This is a genomic window from Nitrincola nitratireducens, assembly GCF_000585235.1.
Classification (GTDB): domain Bacteria; phylum Pseudomonadota; class Gammaproteobacteria; order Pseudomonadales; family Balneatricaceae; genus Nitrincola; species Nitrincola alkalisediminis.
Genome location: NZ_AONB01000018.1, coordinates 1 through 16,974, shown reverse-complemented (window position 1 = coordinate 16,974; position 16,974 = coordinate 1). Strand labels below are relative to the sequence as shown.

General features: G+C 48.2%; 14 protein-coding genes and 2 pseudogenes. 14 read left to right on the top strand and 2 right to left on the bottom strand.

Going from position 1 to position 16,974, the window contains the following annotated elements; translation table 11 throughout:
• Positions 1-171: 171 nt before the first annotated feature.
• Positions 172-1,557: an aminodeoxychorismate synthase component I gene (pabB, locus tag D791_RS14020; RefSeq protein WP_036512933.1), complete on the bottom strand. Its 1,386-nt coding sequence runs from the start codon at positions 1,555-1,557 to the stop codon at positions 172-174.
• Between the two features lie 108 nt (positions 1,558-1,665).
• Here pabB and D791_RS14015 point away from each other — a divergent pair, with 108 nt between their 5' ends.
• From D791_RS14015 to D791_RS13980, 8 genes and pseudogenes are all read left to right on the top strand, one after another.
• Positions 1,666-2,526, top strand: coding sequence for an alpha/beta fold hydrolase (locus D791_RS14015; protein ID WP_036512929.1), 861 nt, complete (start codon positions 1,666-1,668; stop codon positions 2,524-2,526).
• Positions 2,527-2,863: 337 nt separating this feature from the next.
• Entirely contained in the window at positions 2,864-3,577 is a 714-nt protein-coding gene (locus D791_RS14010) for a GntR family transcriptional regulator (protein ID WP_036512927.1), read from the top strand.
• Positions 3,570-4,461: pseudogene (gene prpB / locus D791_RS14005) on the top strand (methylisocitrate lyase). The gene D791_RS14010 and the pseudogene prpB overlap by 8 nt, the downstream one beginning before the upstream one ends.
• Before the next feature lie 57 nt (positions 4,462-4,518).
• Entirely contained in the window at positions 4,519-5,649 is a 1,131-nt protein-coding gene (prpC, locus tag D791_RS14000; protein WP_036512925.1) for a bifunctional 2-methylcitrate synthase/citrate synthase, read from the top strand.
• Positions 5,650-5,746: 97 nt separating this feature from the next.
• Positions 5,747-8,332: a Fe/S-dependent 2-methylisocitrate dehydratase AcnD gene (gene acnD / locus D791_RS13995; RefSeq protein WP_036512922.1), complete on the top strand. Its 2,586-nt coding sequence runs from the start codon at positions 5,747-5,749 to the stop codon at positions 8,330-8,332.
• Between the two features lie 21 nt (positions 8,333-8,353).
• Complete coding sequence (gene prpF, locus D791_RS13990) at positions 8,354-9,532, top strand: 2-methylaconitate cis-trans isomerase PrpF (protein WP_036512919.1); 1,179 nt, start codon at positions 8,354-8,356, stop codon at positions 9,530-9,532.
• Positions 9,533-9,759: 227 nt separating this feature from the next.
• Positions 9,760-10,721: pseudogene (locus tag D791_RS22210) on the top strand (IS91 family transposase).
• A 75-nt stretch (positions 10,722-10,796) separates the two neighbouring features.
• Positions 10,797-11,222 carry a hypothetical protein gene (locus D791_RS13980; protein ID WP_036512916.1) on the top strand — a complete coding sequence of 142 codons (426 nt, stop codon included), beginning with the start codon at positions 10,797-10,799 and terminating at the stop codon, positions 11,220-11,222.
• A 553-nt stretch (positions 11,223-11,775) separates the two neighbouring features.
• Here the strand turns inward: D791_RS13980 and D791_RS13975 are convergent.
• The gene (locus tag D791_RS13975; RefSeq protein ID WP_036512914.1) at positions 11,776-12,819 is read right to left on the bottom strand and encodes an IS110 family RNA-guided transposase; all 1,044 of its coding nucleotides are present in this window, start codon (positions 12,817-12,819) and stop codon (positions 11,776-11,778) included.
• Between the two features lie 182 nt (positions 12,820-13,001).
• Here D791_RS13975 and D791_RS13970 point away from each other — a divergent pair, with 182 nt between their 5' ends.
• The 6 genes from D791_RS13970 to D791_RS13950 all read left to right on the top strand — a co-directional run bounded on the left by D791_RS13970 (position 13,002) and on the right by D791_RS13950 (position 16,700).
• Positions 13,002-13,610 carry a transglutaminase-like domain-containing protein gene (locus D791_RS13970; protein ID WP_036512911.1) on the top strand — a complete coding sequence of 203 codons (609 nt, stop codon included), beginning with the start codon at positions 13,002-13,004 and terminating at the stop codon, positions 13,608-13,610.
• A 102-nt stretch (positions 13,611-13,712) separates the two neighbouring features.
• Positions 13,713-14,780, top strand: coding sequence for a transposase (locus D791_RS13965; protein ID WP_051514547.1), 1,068 nt, complete (start codon positions 13,713-13,715; stop codon positions 14,778-14,780).
• A complete protein-coding gene (locus tag D791_RS21085; RefSeq protein ID WP_237748654.1) occupies positions 14,770-14,892 on the top strand; it encodes a transposase in 123 nt (40 codons plus the stop codon). Before D791_RS13965 ends, D791_RS21085 begins: the two co-directional genes overlap by 11 nt.
• A gap of 218 nt (positions 14,893-15,110) precedes the next feature.
• Complete coding sequence (locus D791_RS13960; protein WP_036512908.1) at positions 15,111-15,638, top strand: hypothetical protein; 528 nt, start codon at positions 15,111-15,113, stop codon at positions 15,636-15,638.
• 160 nt (positions 15,639-15,798) lie between these two features.
• On the top strand, positions 15,799-16,485 hold the full coding sequence (locus tag D791_RS13955; protein ID WP_036512905.1) for a hypothetical protein: 687 nt from the start codon (positions 15,799-15,801) through the stop codon (positions 16,483-16,485).
• Positions 16,482-16,700 (top strand): hypothetical protein, encoded by a 219-nt coding sequence (locus tag D791_RS13950; protein ID WP_036512902.1) that lies wholly within the window; start codon positions 16,482-16,484, stop codon positions 16,698-16,700. The genes D791_RS13955 and D791_RS13950 overlap by 4 nt, the downstream gene beginning before the upstream one ends.
• The last annotated feature ends 274 nt before the right edge of the window (positions 16,701-16,974 follow it).

Sequence of the window (16,974 nt, the reverse complement as noted above, 5' to 3'; positions counted from 1 at the left end):
GTATCTATGCCTTATGCTTGGCACTTGTCAGGTTGAAGTTGTGCATCGTCTTATAGGCAGTACTCCACGAGGATAGGCTTAATTCTATTCAGACAATAGTATTAAGCAGGGTGATTAAAGAATTGTTAATAAACTGACATCTGTCAAATGAAAGCCATGCAATTCGCGAATTTAGGAACCCAAAAAGTGTTCTTCAAGGTTTTGAAGCAAATTGTTGACCTTGTTAAAGGTTTCCTGATACTCCGATGCGATATCTGAATCAGCGACTATGCCACCACCGGCCCAGCAGTATATCTGTTGCCTCTCGCACAAAAGGGTGCGAATAGTAATGCTGCTGTTCATATGCCCACAGGCGCTAATGTACGCGATGGATCCACAATAAATTGAGCGGCGATGTGGCTCAAGTTCATCAATGATTTCCATGGCTCGAATCTTGGGTGCGCCGGTAATTGACCCCCCTGGAAAGCTGTGTTTTAACAGATCAAGCGGTGTGTGAGGAGTGTCCAGTGTGCCAGTAATGCTGCTGACGAGATGATGCACATTTGGATAGGTCTCTAAGGAGAAAAGCTCAGGCACTTTGACGGAGTCGGGCTGGCAGACTTTGCTGAGATCGTTGCGCAGTAAGTCGACGATCATTAGATTCTCTGCACGATCTTTTTCAGAATGGCTAAGTTCTTCTTGCAAGGCTAAGTCGAGGTTCGGGTCTGAGTGGCGTGGACGCGTGCCTTTAATGGGGCGCGTTTCAACCTCTCCTTGAGCATTGCACCATAAAAAACGCTCTGGTGATAACGACAGAACCGCGCCTTGATCATTTTCTAGATAGGCTGCATAGGGAGTCGGGGCAATGCGCTTTAATGCCGTCCAGGCCTGCCAAGGGTCTCCTTCGAACGAGGATTGGAAGCGCTGCGCAAAATTAATTTGGTACACGTCACCTGCGTGGATGTACTCATCCACTTTATTCAGTGCGGACGCATAGTCTTCGGCACTGAGATTGCTGGCGAAGGGCGCGTTGAGCTTGAATGCTTGACGTGTCGGTGACGCAGTCGGATTGGTGAGGCGCTCGACTAAACGCTCAATCTCTTGGCGGTCGACCCATTCAGAATGAAAGACCAAGTGACTGTGTTGTTGGTGGTGATCAATCACCACGGCCCAAAGGTAGCGTCCAATCTCAAGATCTGGGTAAGCAATATCGGCTTTGGCTATTGAGGGAAGGGTTTCGAGGTGGCGACCAAGATCATAACTGAACGAACCGATCAAGCCTGTGTTGAAGGGGCCGTTAAGGTCTGAGGGCGTCTTTAGCTCTGCTAACCATGCATTTAAGATTGAAAAGGGCTCGCGTTGAGTCAGGGTCCAATCTGCAGATGCTGTCTCACGAGTCCAAGTGCCTTGATCGTTCACGCGTAACTTACGATCAGGTGCCGCGGCAATAATGTCGTATCGTCCAAACTGACTGTCAGGTTGACAGCTATCCAAGAGGACGGCGTCGCCCAGTTCGCGAATTTGGTTAAAAATCTCGATTGCTGTCAATTTGAAAGGAAGCGAAATGTACTCAATCACCGTGCAGCCCTGTGACAAAAGTCTAATTCTACTCTGCTTGTTACGCTTAGGCGAGATTGTTCGTTAACAAAGGTATACTGTTCACTTCATTTAAGTTTGGGTTAGGTTATGCGAAAAATTTGCCCTAGTGAAAAACATCAGCTACTTGTGCCGGATCAACGTATCGTTTATCGGCTTTATCGTCATCCCAATGCCTTGTCTTCACGTCGCTTGGTACTTTTGCATGGGGCAGGGGTTGCAGGTCAAGACACCTGGGAAATGTTGATTCAGTGCACCCAGCAATGGCGCGAAATACTCGTACCGGATTTGCGAGGTGCGGGTGAAACTCAATATTTTGATGGGGTAGAGCATCCCTTTACCCTAGTCGACCTTGTAAATGATGTGGCGCATTTGGTTGATCATCTGGATTGGAGGGTTTTTGATTTAGGCGGTTATTCATTGGGTGGCTTGGTGTCTATGCTGTTAAAAGCGCGTTTCACTGACAGAGTCGAAAAACAATATCTGCTTGAATCCGCCTTGCTGGATCGCAGCAGTCTTGATGACACAATTCGATTGCGTGATCGATATTCGCAAGCCGCCGAGTTCCTGCGCTCTCAAGATCAGGAGCAGGGCATACGTCAGTTTTTGGACACCATCTCGCCGAATCGAAAAACCACGGCGCAAGTGGATGATCTAGCCGTGAGTCGTTTGGCACGACGTCCTGTAGGATTTTCTTGGGCGCTGGATGCGGTGAGTCAAGGGATTCGGCAGTTGGATCGATCCCAGTTATTGGCGGCCCAAGGTGACGTGACAAGCTTTATCGGAAGCCAAAGTGTGCAGATGATGCACCAGTTGCACTTGCAGTTGGCTGAACAAATGCCGAATTGGCACTATATTATGGTGCCCGGTACAGACCATTCCTTACCTTTTCAGAAGCCTCGGCAAATCGCCAGGGTTATGAATGATGAGTTGCTTCGTTATTTGTCTTGATCGCGAGGCGTCAGGTGCTTAATCGGCTTTTCCGCAGTGGGTCAGTACACAGTCTGACAGGCTGCTAGGAAAAGCCTCGTGTCCCTTCAGGAATTCACTGGATTGTAGACAGTTCTATGGCTTCTGTTTATGTGTTCAAGGCGTTATTTTGATCAATTCTTAAAAATCTGTTTATTTTCAAATATTTAATTTTTTTCTTCAGTACGGGTAAATCTTAATCCGAATTTCATACTTTTGTCTAGTGTAGACAATTTAGTCTGTTTCGGGTGTTGACTGGTCGTTTTTTGCTCGGTAATGTAGCGTTACATAAAAATTGTCGACAATGTGAAGGGTCGCAATGATAAATAATGACAATGTAACGCCTCTCGAACCCGCTACACGCACGTTAGCTGATAAGGTCTGTCAACAGATTGTCACGGCTATCGTCAAGGGCGAGTTACCTCCAGGCTATAAAATCAGTGAGCCAGAACTGGCTCGTATGTATGGCATCAGTCGTGGGCCGCTTCGAGAAGCGATCCGTCGGTTGGAAGGCCTGCGTCTAATCGAACGAAAGCCTCATATCGGTGCGCGCGTAGTTAAGCTGTCGGTGCATGAGTTAATTGAAATTTACCATGTGCGCGAAGCACTGGAAGGCATGGCGTGTCGCTTAGCGGCACAAAACATGACCGACAGTGAAATCACGGCATTAAAGAATTTACTCGACCATCATGAGCGCTCCGTTGAAGAGAAAGAGTGGAGCAGTTACTTCCAAAAGGAAGGGGACTTGGATTTCCACTACCGAATTGTTCAAGGCAGCAAAAATGAAAAGCTGCTAGAGCTTTTAGGTGCTGATCTATATCACTTGGTGCGGATGTACCGTTACCAATTCAGTGTTTCAAGTTCACGTCCCAAGCGTGCACTGAAAGAGCACCGTCAAATCATCGATGCAATAGATGCACGAGATCCCGAATTAGCAGAAATGTTGATGCGCCGTCACATCAGTGCGGCACGTCGTAATATTGAAAATAAACTGAACACTGTGACTCACTTGAAAGGGGAAAAAAATGGCTAATCGATTATCAGCGGGCGCTCGTTTCCGCAAAGCTTAGCAGAAACCCAGCCGCTACAAATTGTTGGCACCATCAACGCTTACCACGCAATGATGGCAACGCGTGTTGGCCATAAAGCAATTTACCTTTCAGGTGGTGGAGTAGCGAACGCATCTTACGGTTTACCGGATTTGGGTATGACCTCTTTAAATGATGTGTTGGAAGATGTTCGTCGCATTACCAGTGCTGTCGAGACGCCTTTGCTGGTGGATATCGATACAGGTTGGGGCGGTGCATTTAATATTGCACGTGCTGTTAAAGAAATGATCAAAGCAGAAGCCGCTGCGGTTCATATCGAAGACCAAGTCGCTCAGAAACGTTGTGGTCATCGCCCAAACAAAGAAATCGTTTCGTTAGAGAGATGGTTGATCGTGTTAAGGCTGCCGTTGATGCTCGTACCGATGAGGATTTCTTTATCATTGCTCGTACCGATGCCTTCCAACAAGACGGTTTAAATGCCGCTGTTGAGCGTGCTCAAGCCTGCTTAGAAGCCGGTGCAGACGGTATCTTTGCCGAAGCGGTGCACACGCTTGAAGATTACAAAGCCTTTGCAGACGGTATTCAAGGCCGTCATTTATTGGCGAATATCACTGAGTTTGGTGCAACGCCTTTATTCAACACCAAAGAGTTGGCTGAAAATGGTGCCAGCATGGTGCTGTATCCCTTGTCTGCATTCCGTGCGGCCAACAAAGCGGCACTGAATGTTTTTGAACATATTCTAAACGATGGCGACCAAAAAGCAGTGGTCGACACCATGCAAACACGCATGGATCTTTATGACTTCTTGAATTACCACGATTTCGAGCAAAAGCTAGATGCTCTGTTTGCTGAAGGTAAAAACAAGTAATTCAATTCAGATTAAGCTTCTGGGGGGCAAAGCTCTCCGGCGTAGAAGGAGACCGAAATGGCAGAAGCAAAACAACTTAGTGGTGCAGGTTTACGGGGTCAATCCGCAGGTCAAACCGCACTTTGTACTGTGGGTCAAACGGGTGCAGGCCTGACCTACCGTGGTTACGATGTTAAAGATCTCGCCGATAATGCTCAATTTGAAGAAGTAGCCTATCTATTATTGTACGGAAAGCTACCCACTCAAGTTGAGTTAGATGGCTATAAAGCACGCTTGAAGTCCATGCGTGATTTACCTGCAGCCTTGAAAACCGTTTTAGAGCAGATCCCCGCCGATGCACATCCGATGGATGTGATGCGCACGGGTTGCTCTATGCTCGGTAACTTAGAAACCGAAATGGATTTCGCTGAGCAGCATGACAAAATTGACCGCATGCTGGCCGTGTTTCCAGGCTTGATTAACTACTGGTACAACTTCACACATCACGGTAAGCGTATTGATGTGAATACTGAAGCTGACTCCATCGCTGAGCAGTTTTTGTGGACGTTGCATGGTCAAAAGCCTGAGCCTTTGCATGTCGAAGTCATGCATGCATCATTGATTCTGTACGCAGAGCATGAGTTTAATGCCTCCACCTTTACCGCACGTGTCTGTGCATCGACTCTGTCGGATATTCACAGCTGTGTGACCGGTGCAATCGGCTCTTTACGTGGCCCTCTGCATGGTGGTGCAAACGAAGCGGCAATGGACATGATCGAGAACTGGACTTCGCCTGATCAGGCTGAAGATGCGATTATGGGCATGTTGGCTCGTAAAGATAAGATCATGGGCTTTGGTCACGCTATTTACCGTGACTCTGATCCGCGCAACGCCATTATTAAAGAATGGTCGAAAAAGCTCTCCGCTCAAGTGGGCGATACGCATCTGTATGCCGTTTCTGAGCGTGTTGAAGCCGTCATGTGGCGTGAGAAGAAACTCTTCTGCAATGCAGACTTTTTCCATGCATCGGCCTATCACTTCATGGGGATTCCAACCAAGTTGTTCACCCCAATCTTTGTGTGTTCACGTGTCGCTGGTTGGACAGCGCATGTGATGGAACAGCGCGCGAATAACCGCATCATTCGCCCAAGCGCCGATTACACAGGCCCAGATAATCTTGATTGGTTGCCTATCGACCAACGTGCGTAAGGTCGTTGCTCGGTCAGTTGTTCTGACTGATCGAGCCGTTGTGCACCCACATTAGGCCTGTCAATGACATTATAACGACTCAACGGAGTCTACCCAGATGAATACTGAATACCGCAAAGCCCTTCCTGGCTCTACGTTAGATTATTTTGATACCCGTGCGGCTGTTGACGCGATTGAAGCGGGTGCATACGAAAAACTTCCTTATACCTCTCGCGTGTTGGCTGAACAGCTGGTGCGTCGTTGTGAGCCTGAGCTGCTGACCGATGCACTGAAGCAGCTGATTGAGCGCAAGCAAGAAATCGACTTCCCTTGGTATCCAGCACGTGTTGTCTGTCACGATATTCTCGGTCAAACCGCACTGGTTGACCTGGCTGGTCTACGTGATGCCATTGCTGAAAAGGGCGGTGATCCTGCGAAGGTCAACCCTGTTGTACCGACCCAATTGATTGTTGACCATTCGTTAGCGGTTGAGTGTGGTGGCTTTGATCCCGACGCGTTTGAGAAAAACCGTGCCATTGAAGACCGTCGCAACGAGGACCGCTTCCACTTCATTGAATGGACTAAAACAGCTTTTGAAAATGTTGATGTTATCCCAGCGGGTAACGGCATCATGCATCAGATAAACCTCGAAAAAATGTCGCCCGTTATTCAAGCGCGCGATGGCATTGCCTTCCCCGATACTTGTGTGGGTACCGACTCGCACACGCCACATGTCGACGCACTGGGCGTTATAGCGATAGGTGTCGGTGGATTGGAAGCCGAAACTGTCATGTTGGGTCTTCCCTCCATGATGCGTCTGCCTGACATTGTTGGGGTCGAGTTGGTTGGTAAACGTCAGCCTGGCATCACGGCAACGGATATTGTATTGGCCCTCACGGAATTTCTACGTAAAGAGCGTGTTGTCGGCGCCTACTTAGAATTCTTTGGAGAAGGTGCGTCAAGCCTCAGCATTGGTGATCGTGCCACCATTTCCAACATGACACCGGAATACGGTGCCACGGCTGCGATGTTCTACATTGACGAGCAAACCATTGATTACCTCAAACTCACGGGGCGTGAACCTGAGCAGGTGGCATTGGTTGAGAACTACGCGAAAGTAACAGGACTGTGGGCAGATAGCCTAAGCACGGCTCAATACGAGCGTGTTTTGAAATTTGATTTGTCGAGTGTCGTGCGTACCATGGCCGGCCCATCGAATCCGCATGCACGTGTTTCCACCGCTGACTTGGCCGCAAAAGGGATTGCCGCTCCTTGGGTAAAAGAAGACGGTTTGATGCCCGATGGTGCAGTTATTATTGCGGCCATCACCAGTTGCACCAACACCTCTAACCCACGCAACGTTGTTGCAGCGGGCTTGCTGGCGAAAAAAGCCAATGAACTCGGCTTGCTGCGTAAGCCTTGGGTGAAGTCATCTTTTGCGCCAGGCTCCAAAGTGGCCAAGCTCTATTTAGAAGAGGCCGGTCTCTTAACTGAGCTGGAAAAACTGGGCTTTGGTATCGTCGCGTATGCGTGCACTACCTGTAACGGTATGTCCGGTGCCCTTGATCCTGTGATTCAGCAAGAAATCATTGATCGTGATCTTTATGCGACAGCGGTTTTATCGGGTAATCGTAACTTTGATGGTCGTATCCATCCCTATGCCAAGCAAGCCTTCCTTGCTTCTCCGCCCTTAGTGGTGGCCTATGCCATTGCGGGTACCATCCGTTTCGATATTGAAAAGGATGTGTTGGGAACAGATCAAGCAGGCAACCCCGTAACCTTGAAGGATCTCTGGCCAAGCGATGAAGAGATCGATGCAATCGTTGCGGAGAGCGTGAAGCCTGAGCAGTTCCGCCAAATCTACATTCCAATGTTTGACTTGGATCGTGGTGAAGCGGCTAAGAGCCCGCTTTACGATTGGCGTCCGATGTCGACGTATATTCGTCGTCCTCCATACTGGGAAGGTGCATTGGCGGGTGAGCGCACCATGAAGGGCATGCGTCCTTTGGCTGTCTTACCTGACAACATCACAACCGATCACCTGTCACCTTCAAATGCGATCATGATGGACAGCGCAGCAGGTGAGTATCTGCACAAAATGGGCGTGCCTGAGGAAGATTTCAACTCCTACGCAACGCACCGTGGCGATCACCTGACGGCGCAACGTGCCACCTTTGCGAACCCGAAACTGATCAATGAAATGGCCGTTGTGGACGGTAAGGTCAAGCAGGGTTCTCTGGCACGTGTTGAGCCAGACGGCGTTGTGATGCGCATGTGGGAAGCGATTGAGACCTACATGGAGCGTAAACAACCTTTGATTATTGTTGCAGGCGCTGACTATGGTCAGGGGTCTTCACGTGACTGGGCGGCCAAAGGTGTTCGTCTAGCGGGTGTCGAGGTAATTGCGGCGGAAGGATTCGAGCGTATTCACCGCACAAACTTAATCGGCATGGGCGTGTTGCCTTTGCAGTTTGAAGAGGGTACGACCCGTCAAACGCTGAGCATTGATGGAACCGAACTCTACGATGTAGAGGGCGAACTCACACCGCGTGGAACAATGACCTTGGTCATCACTCGTAAAAATGGCGAGATTGTGCGTGTGCCGATGCTTTGCCGTCTTGATACTGCCGCCGAAGTGCGTGTATATCAAGCGGGCGGTGTCTTGCAACGTTTTGCTCAAGATTTTCTTGAGTCGACACACTAATTAACAGGTAGGAGCGAGACCATGTCGAGTCGCCCTCAAATTAAGATCCCCGCCACCTATATGCGTGGCGGCACCTCGAAAGGGGTGTTTTTTAGCCTGACCGATTTGCCCGAAGTGGCACAGGTTCCGGGTGAAGCACGCGACAGCATTTTGCTGCGCGTGATCGGCAGCCCAGATCCATACGGCCAACAAATTGATGGAATGGGGGGCGCAACCTCCAGCACCTCTAAAACGGTGATACTGGCTAAAAGCGAACAGCCGGATCATGATGTTGACTATTTGTTTGGTCAGGTCGCGATCAACAAGGCCTTTGTTGATTGGTCGGGTAATTGCGGCAATTTGACCGCTGCTGTTGGAGCCTTTGCGATTAGCAAAGGGTTGGTTGATCCAGCGCGTATCCCTGAAAACGGCATTTGCGTGGTGCGAATTTGGCAAAAGAATATCCAAAAAACCATCATCGCCCATGTGCCCATTACCAATGGTGAAGTTCAAGAGACCGGTGACTTTGAGCTGGATGGCGTGACCTTTCCTGCGGCTGAAGTGGTGATTGAGTTCATGGACCCGGCCGATGGTGAAGGCTCGATGTTTCCAACGGGTAATCTAGTCGATGATCTTGAAGTTCCGGGTGTCGGCACGTTCAAAGCAACCATGATCAATGCTGGTATCCCAACTATTTTCGTTAATGCGGCGGATATAGGGTATACGGGCACCGAGCTGCAAAAAGACATCAACTCCGATGCGGAGGCTCTGGCACGTTTTGAGACCATGCGTGCATACGGTGCGGTGAAAATGGGCTTGATTCAGGATATCGCTGAAGCGGCCGCGCGCCAGCACACCCCCAAGATCGCCTTTGTTGCACCAGCAACGGACTATGAAGCCTCCAGTGGTAAGTCGATCAGCGCCAGCGACATAGACGTGTGCGTGCGCGCCTTATCCATGGGTAAGCTCCATCATGCCATGATGGGCACAGCCTCTGTCGCCATTGCGACCGCAGCCGCGGTTCCAGGTACTCTGGTTAACCTTGCAGCGGGTGGTGTTGAACGTGATGCGGTTGTCTTTGGTCATCCATCTGGCACCCTGCGTGTTGGCGCAGCGGCAGCTGAAGTGGATGGCGAATGGACGGCCACCAAAGCGGTGATGAGCCGCAGTGCGCGAGTATTAATGGAAGGGTGGGTACGTATCCCCGGCGACACCTTCTAACCCCATTCTAAGGCTCAGGTTTCAGGTTCTGAGCCTTAGAAGTTTGCCCTGTGCAAATGTGCATCTGAGTCTTCGGACTCACCTATCTTGTCCCCGGCTTGCCGGGGTTTTTTATGGGTGTTTGTATTTGCTTTGTGTGCGCCCGCAGATTGTCGGGGCGTATTATTTGTTGGACATAACCGCTACGCGGTAGAGTAGTAAATTCAAAGGATTATAGGCATAGGGACATGCCAAATAGACTCTTACAAAGTGTGTTTCGAGCGTATCGCTCGGAACTAGATCAGCAGCGACAGCCGCTGAAAAATCGAAAAGCGATTGATGCTATCACTGCTTGCCGTTTTCCGGAAATGGGTGTGAGTACATATCGTTGCGCTCAAGGGCACGATACTTGGGAGCATTATCATTCGTGTCGTCATCGCAGTTGTTATTTATGTGCTGAGCACCGAAGGTTGAGTGGATAGAGAAGCAAAAAAAGCGCTTACTGGCCGTTCCACATTTCCATTGTATTTTCACTTTACCACATGAGTATCTAGCGCTATGGCGTTACAACGAGGCTTTATTTGCACGATTGTTGTTTCGTGCAAGTCAGGAGTCTTTGCTAGAGCTATTGGCGGATAGAAAATATGGAGGCATCAAGCCGGGTTTGTTGATGACACTGCATACTTGGGGGCGTCGTTTAAACCTTCATCCTCATATTCATTGTTTAGTAACGATGCTTTATTTAGCACGTTATTGCAGAGGTGGACCTTTAAATCCCGAGCAGCTTAAGCGTTGGTCAGGAAGTCGTGTTGAAATGAGTTATTTCGACCATCGGAAAAAGCGAGCGGCAACGCAATGGTTAGAGCAGAGGCAGTTAATCAAGCGTCTTTTAGAACACGTACCAGCTGAGGGTGTTCATACAATACGTCATGCTGGTATATACGCATCAGCATCAAAGGATTATGAGGGGATAGTCGCTCAGTTTGGTAACCTTGAAGGACAGCATGTGAAGACTTGTGTTGACTCACAACATCGGTTAATTTGCTGTAAACGCTGTGGAGAACCGGGTTTGCTGATTGGGCAGCGATGGCGGCAGTCGAAAAAAGGAATTTCCTATATAAAGGTAGTCGTCCAAGACGGTGCCAGCGGTTCAGTCCAACAAGGCGTTGAAAGAGGCCTCGAAAGTGATAGATTGGATGATACATCCTAAATTTGGTGCTGGCGGGTATTTTTTTTGCGCTTTCGTCGGCTCATTAACTAAGCGTTAGGCACAGAGGAGATCAAAATGAGCATAGGATACCGCGTCTTCATAGTGCATTCGGATGACAGTGTTGAGCACATTTCACAGAAAGCCTTTGAAGGATTTTTTTCTCGAAATGAGCCAAGTCTAAAAAAATTCGCTGGCAGCAATATTCATATAGCAATGGCGCTTTACACACTGAAGGAAAGAAAGCCCGACCAAGTAATTCGAATAGACAATATGCGACTGACAGTTAATACAGATGGTTCGCTAGACGAAGATCGAAGCTCTGATGCCTTGCGGCTTGCAATGAATCGAGTATACCTCGCAGAAGAACGTGCAGAGTCAATGGCGCCAGTCATTGATGCCACAGCCAAGTTCGATGAAAGACGCTGGGAGCAATATAATCCCAAGCTATCGGGTCCAGCACACAAAAAAATTCTCGAAAGGCTTTTTGGCGGCAATGTCTGAAAATAGAGATTTTGGCTCTTTTCTGTGACCATTAAGTTAAATATGCCTAACCCATATGAGCCCCTCCGGAGTCAATAGATAAAACCGCTCTTCTGGCCGCGTTAGCGGCCAGTTTGTTATCCATCAGCAAGATAGACTGCTTCATCTGTCATCATGGTCGCCAGGCGATAGCCTGCAACAAACACATATCGGGGCTCTCTTATCTCATGCTCAATGAGCGCCTGCTGATTTCAGCTTCCGTACTGGTAGCAGGGGCACCACGCTACAAGGATGTAGGCGATAGAGCGACGTAGGAAGCATTCATCGGTTAACCTGTTGCTGGCACTATTCAAGTGTGACGGGCTTAAAGCCAGTTAGTTTCAGGCTCAGTACAGGTGTAAACCATCTTGCTGATGGTAGTGCGCGGCGGCAAGGTGTCTAATCAAACGATCTGGCTACGGCTGTGTGCCAGAAGATAGGTGATTGAGCTTATATGGCTAAGGGTAACCCAATCTTCATTTGAGCATCAGCCAGGGTGTTCCAGTTAGACGTTCAGCTCACCTTGCCCCGCGACTTAACCAGTTAGGAAACGTTTTTCATCGAACACCTTTTGATTTTTCAGCATGTAGTACACGCAGCGACCAATCTTATGCGCTAGGGCGGAGAGTGCTTTGGCTTTGCTCATGCGTTTTTGTAGTTTTAACAGGTAATTTTTTGCTTTGTCGTTACCGCGCAGGTACAGCACAGCAATTTCGCCAAAGGCCCACTTCAGATGCGCATTGCCAATTTTATTGCCTTGGGTGCCGTAGCTCTTGCCTGCTGATTCCGCTTTACACTTAATAAGCCGACTGTACGACGCAAAGTCCTGTACCGTGCTAAAACGGCCAATGTCACCGACTTCGTACAGGATAGTCAGTGCCAGAATGCGACCAATGCCAGGGAAGCTGGTGAGGATGTGGTAATCTCGACCGTTGTGGTGCTTGGCATGCTTTTCAATAAAGCACTCAATTGAGCTGAGTTCATGGCGGTAAAACGCGATGATGTTTAAGTCCAGGTCAATATTGCGTTGCACGAACACATCATCAAAGCAGTTCCGCATCGCTTCCCGAGCGCAAGGGTATTGTAGATCCAGGTTATTCGGTGGCAAATTGTATTGGCTGGTGGTGTTTTTCACATGCGCTTTTAAATCGGCACCATGCCGAACGATACGGGTACGACGACGGAGTAAGTCACGAGCAGCACGCATCTCGGGTGGATACACATAAGCCAACGGAAAATTGCCACCACGAATAAGATGAGCGATCTTATAGGAGTCAATGCGATCATTTTTGGCTTTGCCGCCATGGATGGCCTTCATGTAAAGCGCATGGCCCAGAATAAAGTCGATGCCATGTTGAGCACAGAAATCGCTAACCCAGTACCAGCAGTGCATGCATTCAACACCGACAGCAATGTTGCCGATATAGGGCGTTAATAAGTCCAGTAAGGGTTCTGGTCGTGCTTTGATTTCGCGGTGCAGGATGGTTTCACCGGTTTCATCCAGAATGCACACGTATAAAGACCGTGCATGTAAATCTATTCCACAATAATACGGATGTTGTGTAGTATAAAATCTCATTGGGTCTTCTCCTTTTGGTTTCGTCGCCTTTCAGCTTAGCCAATCTGGCTAGGCTGAGGGAGAAGGCTCAATGAGTATCAAACAAATTTTATCGCCAGCAAAAAACGCTGGCTGCGACGTCAACCCGCTGCGCGGCTTTCCGCGCTAAATTTGGGCGTTAGCCATAATGGGAAATTGAGATCGTGTACCAATATTTAGAGTCAACAGAGTACATAGACTGGAAAACACCAGCGGTGTTGGCCAAGGCAAAATCGCTTGCTGATGGCGCCAATTGTGTCGAGATGATTGCTGAGAAGTGCTTTCTCTTTGTCCGAGACAAAATCGAACATAGCTGGGACTTCGAGCGTGATCCTGTTACATGCAAAGCCTCTGATGTTCTGGAGCATGGAACAGGTTACTGCTATGCGAAGAGTCATCTACTTGCGGGATTACTGCGTGCGAACGGTATTCCAGCCGGGCTGTGCTATCAGCGGTTGACCATTAGCAATGACAAGCCGCCATTTTGCCTGCATGGATTAAATGCTGTGTATTTAGAAGATCATGGTTGGTATCGGATTGATGCCAGAGGAAATAAAGAAGGTGTCTCGGCTGATTTCTGTCCTCCGGTTGAAAAGTTGGCATTCCCAATAATTTCAGATGGAGAGGCTAATTTGCCAGAGATATGGGCAAGCCCTATTGGACCTGTTCTTGAGGTGCTTCTAAAAAGCAGTACTTATAAGGAGGTCGCAGATAATCTTCCGGATATTCAGCTGGCTTTGGCTAATAAGGCAATGCACGCGCCAAGTGCGTGATTGCGGCGTTGAGACTGTCGGATTAGTCCCAGAGCCATTGGCTTATGCGGCAGATGAAGGCTAAAATCCGTTAACTGAACTTTACCTCAGAGGTGGTAAGGGATGGCGCGGTATAAACACTACGATTACAACCAAACCAAGATGATACCTCTGCGGTTTTCGGATCAGATCCAGCCTAGCACGTTCGAATATACGCTGAATCATGTCGTGGATAATGATTTAGATCTCAGCGTGTTTGAGTCTAGCTATCGAAATAATTATAACGGCGCGCCTGCCTATGATCCGGCAATTCTGCTGAAGGTCGTGTTATTCGCTTATTCTAGAGGCATTATCAGCAGCCGCAAGATTGCCCAAGCCTGCCGTGAGAATGTCCTGTTCATGGCACTGTCAGCTGACAGCCAACCCCATCACAGCACTTTAGCCGATTTCATCTCTCGAATGGATGAGGTGATAGCACCCTTGTTCACGCATGTTCTGATGGTGTGTGATAGCTTAAACTTAATCGGACGGGAAATGTTCGCGATTGATGGCTGCAAGATGCCCTCGAACGCTGCCAAGGAGTGGAGTGGCACACATGCGGAGTTGAATCGTAAGAAAGCCAAGATTGATCGCGCCGTAGAGCGAATGCTAAAAGCGCATCAAACGGGTGATCAACAGGATCAACCCATTGAGGTCACCGACCGTGAACGTGCCCAGATCGTGAAGCTTGAAAAGGTTTCAGCCAAGATAAAAAAACACTTAACAACGACTCCTGAGCGGTACGGCCAACGGGGTACTCCAGTTAAAGGCAATATCACTGACCCTGAAAGTGCCAAGATGAAGACATCTAAGGGTGTGATTCAGGGCTACAACGGCGTGGCTGCTGTGGACAGCAAACACCAGATTATAGTACATGCCGAAGCCTACGGTGCTGGGCAGGAACAACACACTTTGGAGCCGATGCTGTTCGGTATCCAGCGTCAATTCAAGCAGTGCTCAGGAGATGAGCATATCCTGCAACACATCGCAGATAATCAGTTCCGTAAACGTGATCCAAGATTTGCAGACTCGATCACTTTCAATGAAGCCAAGGCTCAACGCCTGACAGAGCGTGGTGGTCAGGTAGCGAAGCGCTTTACATCCACCGATTTACAGTCAGCGATTAGGCACGGTAGAACCCGTGTTTGGTAATCTAGAAAGCAACAAGGGACTGAATCGATTTACCTTAAGGAGTAAAACCAAAGTCAATGCGCAGTGGTTAATGTACTGCATGGTACACAATATCGAGAAAATAGCAACATAGGGGCAACAATGAGGTGAAACTCAATAGTTGAGGGTAAAATAACCTTGAAGCCCATTAGTTATTGAGTGTAGGTTGTTTGAATAGGTGATTCAGATCATCGATTTGGGCGGTAAATAAAGATTATAGTAAAGGGCTGGCTGTTGATGCTGGGTATTTTGATTTCAAAATGTCTAATCCGACAGGCTCGTTTAGCTGTAGTATATAAAATGGAGAAAAGTATGGCTTTTAAAGATGTGTTTGAATACGAATTTAACTTCAATGATGCGTCAGACTATGTGGAACAATATTGGGATGAGTTAGAGACGATTTATTACTCGGAAGAGGCTCCAAATGGTGATAAAGGAAAAATGTGGCGACAGTTTCATGGTAAGCCTCAAGAGATCAGTCCTTTGACTGTGTATCTATCTCAAAAGATATTTGATCTGGAAGAAGAGTTGGCTGGCGCAAATAAAAAGTATAAAAAATCCACGAGAGAAGCAAAGGTTTTAAAAAAGCGTGCGGACGGACACAAATTAGAAGTTTGTAAAATCCAACGAAGAAATGAACTTCTTCTCGATGAGAATGAAGAATTAAAATGTCATTTAGATACTGATACAGCTCGATCTCTAATGGAGAGTATCAAGTTTCTGTCTGAGCAATGTAAGAAGCATAATATATTAATAAAGCCAGAAGATTTGCCTCATTATACAAATATTTCACCACAACAAGTTGCATATTTAAAGTCATTGGTTGAACAAGGCAGCTAACAAAGCATTTAAGAGTGATTCTCAATGCTTGGCATTTTCAGCTCAAGGTTGGGTTTTGTGTTTACGGTGCAATGGTTATGCTAGGTGGTAGCGTTGTTCACACCTTAATGCGGTGTTAGCTATTTAGTTTATCGCCACAGTATCAATTCAGGAGGAGTGAATGGGCGCTTGGGGAGTTGGACTCTATCAAGATGATTATGCATCGGATTTGAAGAATACAATCTCACTGGTTTGCAAAATACCAATGGACGGATCTCGACTTTTGGCAGTGCTTTGGAAAATGCAGTGTGATGCAGGAATAGATGGTGATGACGAGTGCACCTTCTGGCTTGTTGTGGCAGATCAATTTGAACGTCGCGGCATTGCTTGCTCTGAAGCCATTGCCAAGGCGCTTGCAGTTATTGACGATGGCCATGATATCAGACGTATGGAGGGGCTCAAGCAAAAATACATTGATAAGCGACAACACATGCTACTTGAGTTAGCCGACCGCCTGCGCTCTCCCAGACCAGAGCGTCCCAAGCCGGCTGCAAAAAAGCCTGCTGAATATGTTGTAGAAGTAGGTGATATTTACGCCTATCCAACGATGGAAGGGAAAGCTGTTAATGCTTGGTCCTCAACTTGGGAAGAGGCAGGCTTTCAGCCGGATGGTTGGGGAGCACTGGTTGTACTCCAGAAAGGAAGGGCTTTTGACTGGATACCATGGGTCTCGGTTGCCGCCTTAACGGTACCCCATGAGCGTTATCCTTCTCTTGAAGATGCGTTGAAAGCCAGGCTGCTGACATTTGACCTGCAAACAGAGGCGCTGCCAAGGTTGTGCCAAAACGGAGCCACTTTAAACGCATGAAAATGGAGTTACTTGGGCAGGTAAAGCTCAATACAAAGAAAGCTGAGCGTCAAGTTTCTACTTGGAGTGACGTCAGTGTCGTCGATAGCGGCTGGGCGCTTTCTTCGCCAGCCTACTCAGGTAATATTGGTGACTTATCGATTTTATCGGTTGGCCCTTGTTTGGCCGACCTAATGGAAGAGCCCGCTAACACCTATGAGCCCAAACCTTGTTAATAGGCATTAGTTTTTTATTGGCCGCGTTAGCTGCCAATATCAAGTCTCTGAGCCAGTGATCCTACTTCGTCTGTCATCGTTGGCTGTGAATGGCTTACAGCAAACATACCCAAGGGCACTTCCTTCGGTCGCCTACAGAGGCTCACTTAATGTGGTTGTTAACCACGGCCAAGCTGAGTAGCTCCTTGCTGGTTGGCTTGGGGCACTACGCTACATGGATGTAGGCGATAGAGCGACGCAGGATGCCAAAGCCGAGACATTCTTCGGTTAACCG